This window comes from Aquiflexum gelatinilyticum (genome assembly GCF_024741135.1).
In the GTDB taxonomy this organism is placed as follows: Bacteria; Bacteroidota; Bacteroidia; order Cytophagales; family Cyclobacteriaceae; genus Cognataquiflexum; species Cognataquiflexum gelatinilyticum.
In genome coordinates, this window is the sequence record NZ_JANSUY010000002.1 from 423,798 (window position 1) to 438,969 (window position 15,172).

Annotated in this window: 16 protein-coding genes; 8 read left to right on the top strand and 8 right to left on the bottom strand. The window is 39.9% G+C overall.

Going from position 1 to position 15,172, the window contains the following annotated elements:
* Positions 1 to 16: 16 nt before the first annotated feature.
* The 3 genes from NU887_RS05760 (at position 17) to NU887_RS05770 (ending at position 2,551) form a co-directional block, all read left to right on the top strand.
* Positions 17 to 829 carry a sugar phosphate isomerase/epimerase family protein gene (locus NU887_RS05760; RefSeq protein WP_258422408.1) on the top strand — a complete coding sequence of 271 codons (813 nt, stop codon included), beginning with the start codon at positions 17 to 19 and terminating at the stop codon, positions 827 to 829.
* Positions 793 to 1,539 (top strand): alpha/beta hydrolase, encoded by a 747-nt coding sequence (locus NU887_RS05765; RefSeq protein ID WP_258422409.1) that lies wholly within the window; start codon positions 793 to 795, stop codon positions 1,537 to 1,539. The genes NU887_RS05760 and NU887_RS05765 overlap by 37 nt, the downstream gene beginning before the upstream one ends.
* 154 nt (positions 1,540 to 1,693) lie before the next feature.
* Entirely contained in the window at positions 1,694 to 2,551 is an 858-nt protein-coding gene (locus NU887_RS05770) for a sugar phosphate isomerase/epimerase family protein (protein ID WP_258422410.1), read from the top strand.
* Positions 2,552 to 2,734: 183 nt separating this feature from the next.
* Here the strand turns inward: NU887_RS05770 and NU887_RS05775 are convergent, their stop codons facing one another.
* The 6 genes from NU887_RS05775 to pdhA all read right to left on the bottom strand — a co-directional run bounded on the left by NU887_RS05775 (position 2,735) and on the right by pdhA (position 8,830).
* Entirely contained in the window at positions 2,735 to 3,052 is a 318-nt protein-coding gene (locus NU887_RS05775) for a DUF6787 family protein (protein ID WP_258422411.1), read from the bottom strand.
* A 76-nt stretch (positions 3,053 to 3,128) separates the two neighbouring features.
* Positions 3,129 to 4,862: a M14 family metallopeptidase gene (locus NU887_RS05780; RefSeq protein WP_258422412.1), complete on the bottom strand. Its 1,734-nt coding sequence runs from the start codon at positions 4,860 to 4,862 to the stop codon at positions 3,129 to 3,131.
* Between the two features lie 196 nt (positions 4,863 to 5,058).
* Entirely contained in the window at positions 5,059 to 6,378 is a 1,320-nt protein-coding gene (locus NU887_RS05785) for an aspartate kinase (RefSeq protein WP_258422413.1), read from the bottom strand.
* Positions 6,379 to 6,418: 40 nt separating this feature from the next.
* A complete protein-coding gene (ribH, locus tag NU887_RS05790; RefSeq protein WP_258422414.1) occupies positions 6,419 to 6,895 on the bottom strand; it encodes a 6,7-dimethyl-8-ribityllumazine synthase in 477 nt (158 codons plus the stop codon).
* A gap of 83 nt (positions 6,896 to 6,978) precedes the next feature.
* Positions 6,979 to 7,692, bottom strand: coding sequence for a tetratricopeptide repeat protein (locus tag NU887_RS05795; protein WP_258422415.1), 714 nt, complete (start codon positions 7,690 to 7,692; stop codon positions 6,979 to 6,981).
* 118 nt (positions 7,693 to 7,810) lie between these two features.
* Positions 7,811 to 8,830, bottom strand: coding sequence for a pyruvate dehydrogenase (acetyl-transferring) E1 component subunit alpha (pdhA, locus tag NU887_RS05800; protein ID WP_258422416.1), 1,020 nt, complete (start codon positions 8,828 to 8,830; stop codon positions 7,811 to 7,813).
* Between the two features lie 104 nt (positions 8,831 to 8,934).
* Here pdhA and recF point away from each other — a divergent pair, with 104 nt between their 5' ends.
* Positions 8,935 to 10,044, top strand: a complete 1,110-nt coding sequence (gene recF, locus NU887_RS05805) for a DNA replication/repair protein RecF (protein ID WP_258422417.1) — start codon at positions 8,935 to 8,937, stop codon at positions 10,042 to 10,044.
* Between the two features lie 146 nt (positions 10,045 to 10,190).
* Here recF and NU887_RS05810 read toward each other — a convergent pair whose 3' ends face one another.
* A complete protein-coding gene (locus NU887_RS05810; RefSeq protein ID WP_258422418.1) occupies positions 10,191 to 10,595 on the bottom strand; it encodes a DoxX family protein in 405 nt (134 codons plus the stop codon).
* Positions 10,596 to 10,713: 118 nt separating this feature from the next.
* Between NU887_RS05810 and NU887_RS05815 the strand changes: the two genes are divergently transcribed.
* From NU887_RS05815 to NU887_RS05825, 3 genes are all read left to right on the top strand, one after another.
* Positions 10,714 to 11,853 carry a TlpA family protein disulfide reductase gene (locus NU887_RS05815; RefSeq protein WP_258422419.1) on the top strand — a complete coding sequence of 380 codons (1,140 nt, stop codon included), beginning with the start codon at positions 10,714 to 10,716 and terminating at the stop codon, positions 11,851 to 11,853.
* A gap of 238 nt (positions 11,854 to 12,091) precedes the next feature.
* Positions 12,092 to 12,292, top strand: coding sequence for a hypothetical protein (locus NU887_RS05820; protein WP_258422420.1), 201 nt, complete (start codon positions 12,092 to 12,094; stop codon positions 12,290 to 12,292).
* A 58-nt stretch (positions 12,293 to 12,350) separates the two neighbouring features.
* Positions 12,351 to 13,520, top strand: coding sequence for a 6-bladed beta-propeller (locus NU887_RS05825; RefSeq protein WP_258422421.1), 1,170 nt, complete (start codon positions 12,351 to 12,353; stop codon positions 13,518 to 13,520).
* A gap of 61 nt (positions 13,521 to 13,581) precedes the next feature.
* Here the strand turns inward: NU887_RS05825 and NU887_RS05830 are convergent, their stop codons facing one another.
* On the bottom strand, positions 13,582 to 14,487 hold the full coding sequence (locus NU887_RS05830) for a nucleotidyltransferase family protein (RefSeq protein ID WP_258422422.1): 906 nt from the start codon (positions 14,485 to 14,487) through the stop codon (positions 13,582 to 13,584).
* A gap of 317 nt (positions 14,488 to 14,804) precedes the next feature.
* On the opposite strand from NU887_RS05830, the gene NU887_RS05835 reads away from it, so the two are divergent.
* Entirely contained in the window at positions 14,805 to 15,143 is a 339-nt protein-coding gene (locus NU887_RS05835; protein WP_258422423.1) for a P-II family nitrogen regulator, read from the top strand.
* Positions 15,144 to 15,172: the final 29 nt, after the last annotated feature.

Genomic DNA, 15,172 nt, shown 5'->3' on the forward strand with positions numbered 1-15,172 from the left:
TTCCAATTTCATCAATATGAAAATAGCATACTTTTGCCCGCTTTGGGGCTCCGAAGCCATCCCTTTTGAAGATTTCTTAAACCGTGTTTTGGAGGTAGGGTATGACGGTGTGGAAATGAGTTTTCCTTTGGATGAAAAGGAAAGAGATCAAAGGGCAAATCTGATTAATTCCTATGGTTTAAAATTGATAGCCCAACATTGGGAAACTGTCGATGCTGATTTTGTGGTCCACAGCAAAAATTTTGAAAGAAGGCTGAGAAATTTGGCTGCGACCAATCCCCTTTTTATCAATTCCCAAACAGGAAAGGATTACTATACTTTTGAGCAAAACAATGCCCTTTTTATCTTGGCAGCAGAGATTTCAAAAGAAACAGGGATTCCGGTTTTTCATGAAACCCATCGTGGTAAATGGAGTTTTGCTGCCCATGTTACCAAAGGTTACCTTGATCTCCTTCCTGAACTGAAAATCGCCTTGGATATTTCGCATTGGTGTGTGACTGCGGAATCCTTTTTGGAAGACCAAGAAGAGGCTGTTCAAGCGGCCATAAGGTCGACAGCGCACCTTCATGCGAGAGTGGGATATACGGAAGGCCCACAAGTCCCTGATCCAAGAGTTCCTGAATGGAAACCCGCTTTGGAAAGGCACTTTATGTGGTGGGATCAAGTAATAGAAAAAGCTGCTAAAGAAGGTGAAAAAACCTTCACGGTGACACCGGAATTTGGGGCTCCTCCCTATATGGTCCTGCATCCTCAGACTGGTAAACCACTCGTCAATCAATGGGAAGTAAATGCATGGATGATGGAAGCTTTCAAAAAAAGGTATCTTTAATCAAAATTTATTTCCCGCAGATCACACATATCAAGCAATTTAAAACAACACAAAAGCAACTCATCAGCTTGGCAAAAGAACTTTATATATTCAGTGGACTTGGAGCAGATGAAAGAGTTTTCCAAAATCTAGACTTCTCTGACTTTTCGACAACTTTTATTAAATGGATTATTCCACATGAAGATGAGGCAATTGAGAATTATGCAACTCGGCTTCTTGACCAAATTTCGACTACAAAACCCACACTAATCGGACTGTCATTTGGTGGAATCATGGCAATTGAAGTGGCCAAACAAATTGACACTAAAAAGGTGATTGTGATTGCTTCAGCCAAGACAAAAAAAGAAATTCCATTTTACTATCGTTTTGCGGGGAAACTTGGATTATATAAACTTTTGCCGATAAGACTTTTAAAGAGCTCAAACTTTATTACAAATTGGTTTTTCGGAACAAGTTCAGAATTTGATAAACTGCTTTTAAAACAAATCCTCAAAGACACTGACCCTACTTTCCTAAAATGGGCTATTGGCAAAATTGTACAGTGGAAAAACCTTTTACCTCCAAAAAACATATTTCATATTCATGGTACGAGTGATAGAATTTTACCTTTAATTTTTGTAAAGAGTAACTTTAAAGTTAAAAATGGTGGACATTTAATGACTTTAAACCAAGAAAAAGAACTGAATCAAATATTGAGGTCACAGCTTTGACTGAAAAAAATGGCAAACAGTCAAAATGATTTGTGCCTATAAACCTTATTCTTGCCAAGTTTATGTGTAGTTTATTTCTGCGAAAATCTGCGACATCTGCGGGATTTTTCCTAATGATGAATCTTATTAAAATCATAACCAAAAAGATCAAAAAATGAACAAGTTCTTATTTACCACATTGATAATAAGCCTGCTTTTGGTAGGAAATAGTGAAGCCCAATCCAAAAAAGCACTGTTTCCTGACACACCCGGGATGGTTTCTTATACTTATCGCGACAGTTTCAAAAAGGATGTAGCGGCCACTTTGGATACTTTGCAGGACATGGGCATCAAGGACATGGAGTTTTCCAATCTCTTTGGAAAGACGGCAGCGGACTTAAGGGCAATGTTGGATGAGCGCGACATGTTTTGTTCGTCTTTTGGGGTGAGTTATGCCGATATGATGGAAAAAACCGATCAGGTGGCAGAAAATGCCAAAACGCTTGGTGCAAAATATGTCCGAATTGCTTCGATACCATATACTGCACCTTTTGACTTGGCAGAGGCTGAAAAAGCAATCGCTGATTTTAATGCAGTTGGGAAAGTGTTGAAAGAAAAGTATGACCTGACTTTTTGCTACCATAACCATGGTTTTGAGTTTCAACCCCATGGAGACGCAACCCTTTTTGACCTAATGATTCAGAAGAATGATCCCAAATATGTGAGTTATGAAATGGACATTTTGTGGACGTTTTTTCCCGGAGCAGATCCTGTGTTGTATCTCGAAAAATACGGAGAAAGGTTTGCTTTGATGCATTTGAAAGACTTGCGAAAAGGAGTGGAAGGAAACATGTCGGGAGGAACACCTGTAGAAAATGATGTCGCTCTTGGTACCGGACAATTGGATATTCCGGCGATATTGGTTGCTGCCAAAAAAGCCAAAGTAAAGCATTACTACATTGAGGATGAAAGTCCGGTTTATTACAAGCAGGTTCCCCAAAGTATGGAGTATTTGAAAAGCTTGAAAAAATAATTAGTCCACAGTCCACGGTCGATAGTCCATAGCCACAGCAATTGGACTTCACTCCGAGTGTTAGAATGGTTAATGGCAAGAATGAGTAGCTATGTAAAAAACTGTGGGCTTAGGATAATATCCATGAATATCAAATATCTATTAATATCCATTTAGAAAAATTCGGTTCATTCATTTAATGACCTATTTCCTTCCAATTATCCTCCTAAAAAACTGTTTCTCCTTTTCCCAAAAGAAGGAAAACTGACCAAATACAAATCCCCACATCAGGAGGATAATCTGGTAAAGCGGCAATACCAAGACCAGGTAGAGTACGGTTTTCCAAAACCCGCCCCTTTCCATACTGACTCCCAAAAAGTCAAAAATCGGTTTTTTGATAAATAAAATCGTAAAGCCAGTCAGTGCAAAGACGATGAGAATCAAGATAACCTGCATCAAGCTATTCAGTTTCCATTTGGTCTGAAGGCGGGTGAGAAAATTCGGTTTGGGTTCTTGAGACATTTTTGATTTTTTAATGTAAAGGGAATCTCGGGGATTTTCAGAAATTACTTTGGGTGAATTTTAAGGGAGAGTAGATTCAATTTTCGATCCTAAAGACAGGATAGCGGTTGTGTTCTTTCTCCTTCCAAGGGGAGCGCTCATGAACCCATCTCAATTGTGCACCAGCATTCTTGGCCAATTCCTCATCTTTTGCTTTTTCCTCTTCAAGCTGTTTCCTGAGTTCGGGATTTTGCTTCAGGTATTCAGCAGCCAAATCTTCAAAAACATAGGCTGAAAAACCCTCCTTGGCTTGGAGAATGGTGTCGAAGAAATTCCATGCAAAAAAGCTGTCCTCTCCTTGCGGTTCCAATACTTCCATGATATAGCGGTTGGTTTCCTGATTCATTTCAATTATGAAATCCCCTTTTCTGAAAGTCAATGCAGACTGAGATTTTTCAACCTGTATCCCAGTATGCAGGTAATGTCCTTCAAATGGACGCTGCCCAGTCTGGAAATCCTTGATATGATAAACTGTAACCTGGATTGTCGTATCCGATTTCAGCTGTTCGGTTCTGATTCCGTTTCTTTGGAGGTTTTCAATCACCGGATACCAAGCTTGGGGAATGATATAGGCTTTTGGTTTTTCGATAACCAAGCCATCTGAATAGGTGTCAAAGAATTTTACTTCTTTGGAAAAGGGCTTCCTCCGGTCATAATATAGCCTGGGAAGCCCTGAGATTTCTGAAGGTTTTTGACCTGATTCATAGCCGTTAAACTCAATCAGTGAATGTTGATTTTTGTCCAAGACGTGGTTTAAGGCAAATTCTTTTTGGGTTTTTCTTGCCATCCGGTCTGCCTTGGCCATTTCAACCATTTTTTCACCGTCTTTTTGGAAGACTTCAATAAAGGTTTCAAACAGCGCATAGGTGGATTTCACCCTTTGGTCATAGGGCTTCAGCATGTGAGTCTCCGGCATGAAACTCAGCGTACTGAAAAGCGCCGCATAGCCGCTGCTATACCTGCCGCTGTCCTTGAATTGGTTCCAACCGTCTTCGGGCTTTGAACCATAAGCATTGACATAGGGAACCATCGGGAATTCCCTTGCTTTCATCTTTTCATACAGCATTGGATTCATTTCTTGATCCAGATAGCTGCCCAATTTGCCACCAAGTCTGTTGTGTTGGGTGGAGATCAAAGTCATCACATGCTGGTAATCGGCACCGTTGCTGACGTGGGTATCGATGAATACCTGCGGCCTCAGCCAATTGAAAATCTGCTGGAATGACTTGGCATTTTTTGTATCTGCTTTTATAAAATCCCTGTTGAGGTCAAAGTTTCTTGCATTGCCTCGGAAACCGAATTCCTCTGGACCGTTTTGGTTGACGCGGCTAAATGAGCCTCTGTTCAGGTGGCCGCCGATATTATATACCGGGATGATGGCCATGGCGAGGTTTTCTGGAACCTCGATTTTTTTGAGCAAAACATCCCTCAAAAACATCATCGAGGCGTCTATGCCATCGGGTTCGCCGGGGTGGATGGCATTATTGATGAAGAGCACGAGCCGGTTGGTATCATGCCATTCTTTGGGATCAAATGCGCCTTTTCGGTCAAATAGGACCACATGCAGTGGAAGTCCGGCATCTGTCATGCCCATCTCCACAATTCTTACTTCCTTAAAATCATCAGCCAGAATTTGAAAGTATCCGATCACATCATGGTAAGTTGGCGTTTCCTTTCCGCCGCTGGATTCAAATTGGGTCTGATATTTCTTTTGGGCAATAGCTGAAAAGCCAAGGCAAAATGCCATCAATAGGAAGAAAGGTTTTTTCATTCCCGAATTTGGATAAAATGGTCAAATAATGCTAAAAGAGATTGCAATTATTGGGATTGAAAATCTGAAATCCATTTTACCCTTTGGGTAACGGAACTCTAAAAAATCAGATTTGTAAATGATAGGTTTCGAGAAATAAAAAAACCCACCCGATCAAGTGATTTTGGGTGGGTTTTTCAATTCTGAGGATTATTGCTTACCATTCAAACAAACCTTCATTCAGGCTTTTCAAGGCCTCATTTTTATACTTTGCTTCCAAAAGGAGAGACACATTGTGGCGGCTTCCTCCATAAGAAACCATCCTGATCGGATAATCCTTCAGGCAATTCATGATTTTGGCCATGGTTCCTTTGGATTCGGCTATCATATTTCCCACGATCGAAACGATTGTCTGATTGCTGTCCACCTCAACTGTTCCGTAAATTTCAAGTTCTTTGACGATTACTGCCAAATGTGAAAGGTCATCAATAGTCACCGAAACAGCCACCTCTGAAGTAGTGATCATGTCGATGGATGTTTTGTACTTCTCAAATACCTCAAACACTTTTCTCAAAAAGCCATAAGCCAAAAGCATTCTACTGGATTTGATTTTGATGGCAGTGATGCCATCTTTGGCTGCTAGGGCTTTCACTCCTGAGCCCTGTTCTTTGGCGGTGATGGTAGTTCCGGGTGCATCCGGTTCCATGGTATTCAGCAACTTGACCGGGATGTTATATTGTTGGGCAGGCCATATGGAGGCAGGGTGGAGGATTTTTGCTCCGAAATAAGCCAATTCAGCTGCTTCATCAAAAGACATCTGTGCAATAGGACGGGTTTTGTCCACGATCCTCGGGTCATTGTTGTGCATGCCATCGATGTCAGTCCAGATTTCAATCACTTCAGAATTGATGGCTGCCCCGATCAGTGATGCCGAATAATCAGAACCTCCTCTTTTGAGGTTGTCGACTTCATTTCTGTGGTTTTTGCAGATATAACCCTGTGTCACAAAAATCCTGTCTTGGGGATAGTTTGCGAGAATAGCTTTGAGTTTTTCAGAGATTTTCTTCAGCTCAGGCTCATGGTTTTCGTCGATACTCATGAAATCCAAGGCAGGCAAAAACACTGCATTAATCTCTAATTCCTGCAACAGGGTAAAGAAAAGCTTGGTAGAAAGGAGTTCTCCCTGAGCCAGAATATCCCTGTTGATGGCTTCATTAAAGGAGATTTTCAAAATAATATTCAGGAACTCAAAATGCTCTTTGATGATTTTTTCTGCCTTGTTTCGGGCGGCTTCTGTCTTCAGCAATTCTTTGTAAAAGGTAAGATAATGCTGGTGTAGGACATCGATTCTTTGTTTTGCCAAGTCTTTATTGGCATCTTCCAAAGCTTCTCCAATCCCCACAAGGGCATTTGTAGTCCCGGAAAGTGCTGAGAGGACAACGATTTTTTTGTCATTGTCTCGGGTTATCAGGTCTTTGACTTGGTGCATTCTCTCGGGTTTGCCTACTGAGGTTCCCCCGAACTTCATTATTTTCATAATGGATATGGTTTAAAAGGTTTGTTCTTTTTGGAGTGGGTCAAAAGCCCAACATTTTGATAGCGGTGATGGCTGCTTCATCTCCTTTGTTACCGTGTTTTCCACCGGACCTATCCAAAGCCTGCTGAAGGGTATTGGGAGTCAAAACACCAAAAATTATCGGTTTGTTGAACTTCAGAGCAACATTGGTAATTCCATGGGCTACGGCATCACAGATAAAATCAAAGTGCCTTGTTTCTCCCTGAATTACACATCCTAGGCAAATGACGGCATCGATTTCTTCCAATTCAGCAAGCCATTGAGCCCCAAGGGTCAGCTCAAAGGAACCCGGCACATTCTTTCGGAATATGTTTTCTTTCTTGGCACCGTGCATCAACAATGTTTCTACTGCACCGGAGAAAAGGGATTCCGTCACCTGCTCATTCCATTCAGAAACGACTATGCCAAATTTTTTACCGGAAATATCCTGGATGTTTTTGTCAGAATACTGACTTAGACTTTTCAATGAAGTTGCCATGGGAGTTTGGTTTTTGGTATAAATAAAAAAGAGTAAGACCACAGGGCCTTACTCTTCCAAAATGCTTTTGAAATATCAAAGCATTACTTAGAGGCAAGGCCTTCCAAGCGCGCTTTGTGTTTTCGTGCGTTAGTATATTCAAATGACTCAAAGTACTTGTCTTCGATTTCGCCATATGCTTTGATAGCATTGTCAAGGTCGCCTGCTTCTTCGTAAGCCACGGCTAATTTGCTCAGGTAACGAGGTGCGAAAAATTTATTTTCCTTATGGTCAATGGCTCTTTTATAAGCAGCGATCGCGTCTTTGGTATTGTCCAACTCCATGTAAGCATCTCCCAATAGGGCAAATGCTCTTGCCTGAACAAAAAAGTCATCTGCAGAGAATTGCTTTAGGTGATCGACAGCTTTTTGAAATTCGCCTTGAGACAAATAAATCGAACCTACATAGAAGTGGGCAAGGTTAGCTACATCTGTTCTTCCATAGTCATCAATGATTTTTAGAAAACCTGCGTTAGAACCGTCACCGTTCAGCGCAAATTCTATGCTGTCCTGCTCAAAGTAATACACAGCCTGAAACATTTCAGCCTGGGCTTTGGTGTTTTTATTTTGTGTATCTATCTGCAAGTACAAAATAGCTGCGATCAATAAGATTACACCAACGAGTATACCGCCAAATATTTTTGAATTCTTTCTGATAAAGGCTTCCCCTCTTTCCAATCTTCCTTTGATTTCTTCCGGATTTTCCAGAAGCTCATGTTGATGTTCAGATTGGGATTTCTTTGTTTGTTTCGTAGCCATTCTTTAAAATTTTCCGCCGCAAATATAAGGCTTTTACTTAATTCACAAATAACAATAAAAAAAACCAGTCATGAATAAATGAATCTATATCCAAGACCGGTTTTGTTTTAGGTTTTAATTATTCCATTACAAAAGGATAATCCTCCTGCATATATACATCTTCAAATGCCTTTTGTCCATCAGGCCAAGGAGATTCTTCCGCAAATTTGACAGAATCATCCACTTGCTGTTTTACTCTTTTATCGATTTCGGCTAATTTTTCCTCTGTCAATATTTTATTGTCCAAGATGGTTTTTTTAACCTGCTCGATAGGATCTCTTTGCTTATATTCCTCTACTTCCTCCCTTGTTCTATATTTTTGTGGATCTGACATGGAGTGACCCTTGTATCGGTAAGTTCTGAATTCCAACAATGTCGGTCCATCGCCTCTTCTTGCCCTGTCTGCAGCTTCAGCTACAGCTTCGTGGATCGCTTCTACATTCATCCCGTCTACCGGGAATGAAGGCATGTCGTATGCTTCGCCTATAGTGTATAATTCAGTGACATTGGAAGTTCTTTCTACAGAAGTTCCCATAGCGTAGCCGTTGTTTTCGATGACGAAGATGACAGGAGTTTTGTACAGCATGGCAAGGTTCAACGCTTCATGCACTGCACCTTGTCTTACAGCACCATCACCCATGTGGCAGATACAAAGGTTTTTGGTCCCTCTGTATTTCTCAGCAAAACCGATTCCAAGGCCCATAGGAACCTGTGCACCCACGATTCCGTGGCCTCCCATGAATCCTCTTTCCTTGTCAAAAATGTGCATAGATCCACCCTTACCTTTTGTGGTGCCGGTAGCTTTTCCATACAATTCAGCCATCACAGCTCCTGGATCAGTACCCAATCCAAGTGGATGGGCATGGTCACGGTAAGCTGTAATCCATTTATCATCTTTTTCAAGTGCAGTGATCGCGCCAGCTGCGCAGGCTTCCTGTCCGATATATAAATGACAAAATCCTCTGATTTTTTGTTGTCCGTATAATTGACCTGCTTTTTCCTCAAACTTCCTCATCAACAGCATGCTTTCATACCAGAATGCATAAGTTTCTTCGGAATATTTCACTTTCGCTTTGGGAGCTGTACTCTTCTTTGCCATATCGTATAATGTAAAATATGCTAAATTAGGCCTCAAATATAATCAAACAGGCTGAATTTTAACGCCGAGTGCGAAATTAGTCAAAAACCCCACAGATTCTAAGCATGCACCTCAAAAATATCCGCCTTAAGCAGTTTAAGAATTACCAAAAGGCAGAAGTGCAGTTTTCCACTGATATCAATTGTTTTGTCGGAATCAATGGCAGCGGTAAGACCAACCTTTTGGATGCGATACATTACCTCTGTCTGACCAAAGGGGCTATCAACGGCGTAGACCAACTCAATGTGCTTCATGACCAAGAATTTTTTACAGTTTTTGGAGACTTTGACCTTGAGGGAAAAGAAATCGAGGTCAGGTGTATTTTTGAGAGTGGAAAGAAAAAGCAGTTGCTGCAAAACGGTAAAGCAATTGAGAAAATGAGCGAACACGTTGGGCTTTTGCCGATAGTCATGATTGCACCTGATGACACGATGCTAATCAAGGATGGAAGCGAAGAGAGAAGGAGGTTTTTTGACAACATGCTTTGCCAAATGGACAAGCAGTACCTTGAAAAACTGGTCAGGTACCAGCATTTTCTCAAACAAAGAAATGCCCTGATCAAGCAATTTGCCGATAGAGGAAGGTGGGAAAAGTCCCATGTTGAGCCATATGACAGGGAGATCATTGTGCTTTCGCAGTTCTTGGCAGCGGCAAGGAATGCCTTTTTGGAGGAATACCTTCCTCTGCTCCAAGAATATTATGCCATCATATCAGATAACCACGAGGCGGTGAGCATCACTTACGAAACCACGTGTCTGGATGGGAACTTCCCAAATGAATTTCTTCAGAATGCCCAAAGGGATTTCATCTTGAAGCGAACCAATATGGGAATCCATAAAGATGATTTTGTCTTTGAAATCGGAGGTTATCCTATCAAAAAATTCGGATCTCAGGGACAGCAGAAATCATTTGTAATCGCCCTCAAGCTGGCGCAGTTTCAGATTTTCCTGACCCACAAGAAAACCAAGCCTGTTTTGCTGTTGGATGATATTTTTGACAAGCTTGATGACAACAGAATCGAAAAGCTGATGAAGTTGGTGGCTGACCACCGCTTTGGTCAGCTTTTTATCACCGATGCAAGGCCAGAGAGGTCAAAAGCGATCCTAAGTGAAATTGGTGCCGAAAGCAGGTTTTTCCTAATCGAAGATGGGGGAGTTTCGCTCTGGAATACTTAATCTTATTCATGACCAAAGCCGAGTTACCTTAAGTTATAAAAATCAAGGGTTGGGGTTTAAAAGCAATTGCTGTTGACCGTGGTCTGTGGTCAATTATCTGCACACCAGCTTTCAAACTAGTTTATTGATCCAGTTGCGGATAATTTTCACTTTTTGATCTGACCATCAACAGAATATTTTCCCGGTCCTGCAAAAAACAGGAAGATGAAAATCAGGAGAAAAAGCAAGGGTTTTTCTTTTGAACCAAAGGGATCATCCGCATGGGCAATAAAGGCAGCGACAGACATCGTAATCATCAATGGGATCAGTGAAAGTCTGGTAAGAAAACCAAAAGCCAACAAAATCGCGCAGAAAAACTCTGCAAAAATAGCGAGCTGAAGAGAAATAGCCGGGCCCAAGCCTATCGGATCGCTGAATTTGACAAGGTAGGTGCTGAAATTTGCAATTTTCGGCCAACCATGTGTCAACATCAGCAAAGCTGCGCCGATCCGTAAAATTGCCAATGAGATGTCCTGAAAATAGGATGAGGTCGAGAAGATAAGTTTTTTCATTTTTTTGGAAATCAAATGGATAAGAATATGGTTTAATCAATCAAAGGTAACAAGAAATCTAAATCAGATTTCTAAATTGTACCCCTAATACCTCGAATTAATCATCCAAACAATTGATATGAAATCATCTCGCAGTTTCATTTTACAGGCTTTGTTCCTGTTTTTCACCTTTTCGGCCCACTTGACGGCATCAGCCCAAACCCCAACCCAAGCTTATTTGGACTATATGTCAGGCTTGGAAAATTATGTCCAAAACGACCTCTATGGAAAAGTTTCAATCATCCTGTATGATGCTGAAGCCGCACCATCAGCGGATGATTACATCCAATTTTGCAAAGGAGTGAAAGCCGAAATCGGTCAATTTTACGAGCAAAATTCCAAAGGGCTTTTGGAACAGGAGAAAATCGGGGCCCAGACCTTTTCCCATACCATGTTGCTTCAACTTGGCGAACTCTATCTGGATAGGGTGCAGGACCTAGAACCCGGACAAAAACTGGGTTTCTTGGATCAATATTTTGAAGGTATCGGCCTGAATTCAGACATTGATCGCCTTTCAGAGGACCTGTCTAGGTCGATGATGATGACCTTACATGCTGCCATGGGGATCCCTTTTGGGATGCCAAACACCGAAGTCGAAGCTTATATCAATGGAATGGCTGAACCAAAAAAAGAGCTATTTCAGGCAGCCTTTATCTTGAATGACATGCTTATGCTGACAGGAGGCTATGAATCGAGCAAAAATCAAGTGGCAGGTTTCAGGAATTCTTATCCCAATTCCATCTATTTGGCAGATGTCAATAAAAGTCTCTCTGCCATCGAAAAACTCAAAGAAGGAGCAGTTATAGAAAATTTTTCTTTCGTCGATTTGGAAGGAAAGTCCGTTAGTCTGATGGATTACAAAGACAAGATTATATATCTAGACCTTTGGGCATCTTGGTGCGGACCGTGCATCAATACTTTCCGGACCAAGACACCATTTTTCGAAAAGAAGCTGAAAGGAAATCCAGACATTGTCCTGATGTATATATCTATCGATGAGCAACCCGAACCGTGGAAAAACTACCTCAGCAAAAACAAAATGGGCGGCGTACACCTCTTTGCAGGCAAGGGATTCGAAGCAGAGATCATGAAATACTTTAAAGTATGGGGAATACCCCGCTACCTGATTATCGGCAAAGACAACAAGATCATTGATGTCAATGCACCAAGACCTGGAGATGAGGCCTTTGAGGTTTTGAAGGATATTTCGGGGATGTGATAACCTTGTCTGTTTAGGTAATAGAATATTGTTAAGATTTCATTGGGATATAATTTTTGATTGCTTCATCACCCTTCATTTTTATAAACTATTTATATAGAAATCATAATGAATAATTATTATAAATTTTGATATCAAAATTTTGCAATAAAAAAAAAATAGTTTTAAGTTTAAGCAACTTCTAGTTTGAAGCGACTTTTGGCCGAAAGTTAATCTCACATTTTAAACTTAAAAAACAATGAAAAAGATTTTATTCGGAAGCCTTATGGTTTCATTCCTACTTAGTCCAATGGTATTGTTTGGGCAAGCATCTATACCTCCTGATACGGGTTTTGCTGCGGCAGAACATCTTTGCCCGGGTTCTGACAGGTGGATAACAAGATGCATGTTTGTTTCTTGGCCTGCAGAATGTGATCCAAGTATCCAAGAATTCTGTTAGCTTAATTTTGTATGGCGAGGGAATTCCTTGCCATACTTTTTAAACTTAAAAATAGACCATGAAAAAATCTTTATTTTCAGTTTTAGTAATATTCTTCATTTCATGTTCAGAAAAATCTAATAAAGACTTATCTGAAATAGAAGTTGACTTAGATCGTTCTGAAGAAGGTAAATTATCAGATTTTGCTGAATCAATCGAATATATTCTGCTGGATTATCCGGAAGAATTTCCAATGGTTTGGCCGCATAATGTGAAGTTTGATAAATACAATAATATCTATATCAGAGACTTGGAAACCAATCAGTTGTTCGTCTTTGACAGTGAAGGAAAATTCAAAAATATATTTTTACCAAAAGGTAAAGGTCCTGGTGAATTTTTTCAAATCAGTGACTTTCAAATAACGGATGGCAATGCTATTATTTTTGATACTTCGATCAATAAAATCATTGAATTTGATTCCTTAGGGAATTTTATAGAGGAACTTAGAATAGTGAATAAAAATTTAAACTTTTTTCAAGGGGAGTCCTATATCCTCAATTTTACAAGCTATAATCCTGAATACAAGGGTTTTAATTTTATAAAAATTGAAGATGGAAAAGATGGATTTTCAGGTTTTTTACCGATTTCACTTGGGAAAGAATCGATAGGTAATTTTGATTCCCAAGTAGGCTTTATGGAGGATTTCCATAGGGATAAGGTTTATTTTAATGTTCCAATGTCTTATGAAATTGTTTCGTTTGATAAAAAGGCCGGAAATTTGACAAGAACTCAGATTTTGAATTTTAATAAGTATAACATGCCAATTGAATATCTAAAACTTCCAAGGCCGGAAATTTATTCCTTAATAGAAGAGAAAAATTTGGTACGGGATATTTCTTCATTTTTCCCGTTTAATGGGTTTTATTTTTATACCATCAGGCAAGGAATGGGTAAGAAAAGCCATGTCCTGATTCTGGATGAGAGTGATGAAATCATTTATCATAAATACAATCATTTAAATGACATTGATGGTATGGGAATTTTAGGTTTCCCATGGTCTTTTACCAAAAATGAAGTGGTTCACTTGGTTTCATCCGGGGATTTTTATTTTGAGTATCTTAAATCTTTTAATGGTAAAAAAGTAAAAGGTTCGGCAAATAACATTCATGGCTTTTTCAAGGCAAATGAATCAAAACTTAAAGATGATTACAGAATCCTTGTGAAATATAAACTCAAGGATTTCTCATAAATTTTACACAAAAAAGGCTGCCTAGAGTGATCTAGGCAGCCTTTTTAAGTTTTATAAATCCTTACTTCCAAAGTTTCTCCGGATATTCTACCGACTCGTGCATTTTTTTAAGAGAATCGATCACGACAGGTTTGTCTTCGGTGTAGGTAACGCCAAACCATGTTTTGCCACCTTCCAGGATTTCGAAAGCAGCTTCGCCTGATTGGATCAGGTTATTGGCCACAGTCGGGATATAAAATTCCGACTTGAGATTCTCTTTGTTGGCTGGCAGGAAATCAAGCCACATCTTTTCAATATCCGAAAACACATCTTGATGAAAACCCCAAAAATTCATTGACACCGGCGTTCCTTCTTTTATTTCTAGGACTTCACCATCTCCTTTGGCAAGTATTTTGTCTCCTTCCCTGGCGATGGAAGTCCTTTCTACCATGCCGATGAGTTGGTTGGATTCGTTCATCGCACATACTCCTCGGCTTACGGTACCATGCTCAGAAAGTACATTCTCTATCGCATAGCCTACCATGGCATGCAGGTCAGGTCTCACATTTTCGATAAGAAATTTGCCCAACACTTCAAAAGCCTCTTTGCCATAAAAGTCATCCGCATTGATCACGGCAAATGGTTCTGCTATGGCGTCTTTGGCACAAAGCACCGCATGGGCTGTTCCGTAAGGTTTTACCCTTTCTGGATTTTGGAATTCAGCAGGAACAAAACTTTTGATCGACTGAAGTACAAAATCCACTTCAATTTTACCCTCCAGTTTTGGCAAAAGTAGGTCTTTGGCAGTTTGAAGTATTTCTTCTCTGACGATCAGGACTACCTTTCCAAATCCTGCACGGATGGCATCGTAGATGGAATATTCCAAAATCGTTTCGCCACTAGGGCCAAATCCGTCTATCTGTTTGTTGCCACCGTACCTGCTTCCCATACCGGCTGCAAGGACTAAAAGTGTTGGTTTTTGAATCATAAAATTTCAATGTCTTTTTTACCGCCCCAAAGTTAGTTTTTTTGCTATTCTCACAAAGATTTAGAAGATTTTAATTTATGAAAGCGGATTTTTTGCCAATTTCTGATTATTTCTTACATATTGGTTTAAAAAAAGACCATAAAAGTATTATTGAATATAAAAAATTGAAATAGTGGATTTGTAAATATGAATAAAGCTTATAAAATGTGCTTTTTTTGCATAAATAGCTTGAATTTAAAAGCAAAAATGTTTTTAAATCAATTTTTAGCTTACATTAGCGGTGTTTTTCCAACAAATCACCGTTAAAATTGAATAAAATGAAAAAAATAGAAGCAATCATTAGAACATCCAAATTCGATGAGATCCATAAATGTATCGCAGGACTTGGAGTGAAGTTCCTGACATTTTATGAGGTAAAGGGAATGGGGATGGAACATGCCAAGGCACAGACTTACAGGGGTATTTCTTATGAGCCAACCTATATTCCAAGAACCAAGCTTGAAATCGTGACAGTAGATGAGCTTGTTCCTGCGGTGGTTGATTGTATTCTCAAAATGGGAAAAACCGGAGAGGTGGGTGATGGGAAAATCTTCATTTATGAGGCGCTTGAGGCCTACAGAATCCGAAACAGTGACAAAGGAGAGGAAGCTTTGTAAAAATAAAAGAATGAAAAATCAAGATTAAA

Excerpts from the sequence above, each read along its gene's own strand:
- NU887_RS05760 (WP_258422408.1), top strand. The coding sequence starts at position 17 with ATGAAAATAGCATACTTTTGCCCGCTTTGGGGCTCCGAAGCCATCCCT.
- NU887_RS05765 (WP_258422409.1), top strand. The coding sequence starts at position 793 with ATGGATGATGGAAGCTTTCAAAAAAAGGTATCTTTAATCAAAATTTAT.
- NU887_RS05770 (WP_258422410.1), top strand. The coding sequence starts at position 1,694 with ATGAACAAGTTCTTATTTACCACATTGATAATAAGCCTGCTTTTGGTA.
- NU887_RS05775 (WP_258422411.1), bottom strand. The coding sequence starts at position 3,052 with ATGTCTCAAGAACCCAAACCGAATTTTCTCACCCGCCTTCAGACCAAA.
- NU887_RS05780 (WP_258422412.1), bottom strand. The coding sequence starts at position 4,862 with ATGAAAAAACCTTTCTTCCTATTGATGGCATTTTGCCTTGGCTTTTCA.
- NU887_RS05785 (WP_258422413.1), bottom strand. The coding sequence starts at position 6,378 with ATGAAAATAATGAAGTTCGGGGGAACCTCAGTAGGCAAACCCGAGAGA.
- ribH (WP_258422414.1), bottom strand. The coding sequence starts at position 6,895 with ATGGCAACTTCATTGAAAAGTCTAAGTCAGTATTCTGACAAAAACATC.
- NU887_RS05795 (WP_258422415.1), bottom strand. The coding sequence starts at position 7,692 with ATGGCTACGAAACAAACAAAGAAATCCCAATCTGAACATCAACATGAG.
- pdhA (WP_258422416.1), bottom strand. The coding sequence starts at position 8,830 with ATGGCAAAGAAGAGTACAGCTCCCAAAGCGAAAGTGAAATATTCCGAA.
- recF (WP_258422417.1), top strand. The coding sequence starts at position 8,935 with ATGCACCTCAAAAATATCCGCCTTAAGCAGTTTAAGAATTACCAAAAG.
- NU887_RS05810 (WP_258422418.1), bottom strand. The coding sequence starts at position 10,595 with ATGAAAAAACTTATCTTCTCGACCTCATCCTATTTTCAGGACATCTCA.
- NU887_RS05815 (WP_258422419.1), top strand. The coding sequence starts at position 10,714 with ATGAAATCATCTCGCAGTTTCATTTTACAGGCTTTGTTCCTGTTTTTC.
- NU887_RS05820 (WP_258422420.1), top strand. The coding sequence starts at position 12,092 with ATGAAAAAGATTTTATTCGGAAGCCTTATGGTTTCATTCCTACTTAGT.
- NU887_RS05825 (WP_258422421.1), top strand. The coding sequence starts at position 12,351 with ATGAAAAAATCTTTATTTTCAGTTTTAGTAATATTCTTCATTTCATGT.
- NU887_RS05830 (WP_258422422.1), bottom strand. The coding sequence starts at position 14,487 with ATGATTCAAAAACCAACACTTTTAGTCCTTGCAGCCGGTATGGGAAGC.
- NU887_RS05835 (WP_258422423.1), top strand. The coding sequence starts at position 14,805 with ATGAAAAAAATAGAAGCAATCATTAGAACATCCAAATTCGATGAGATC.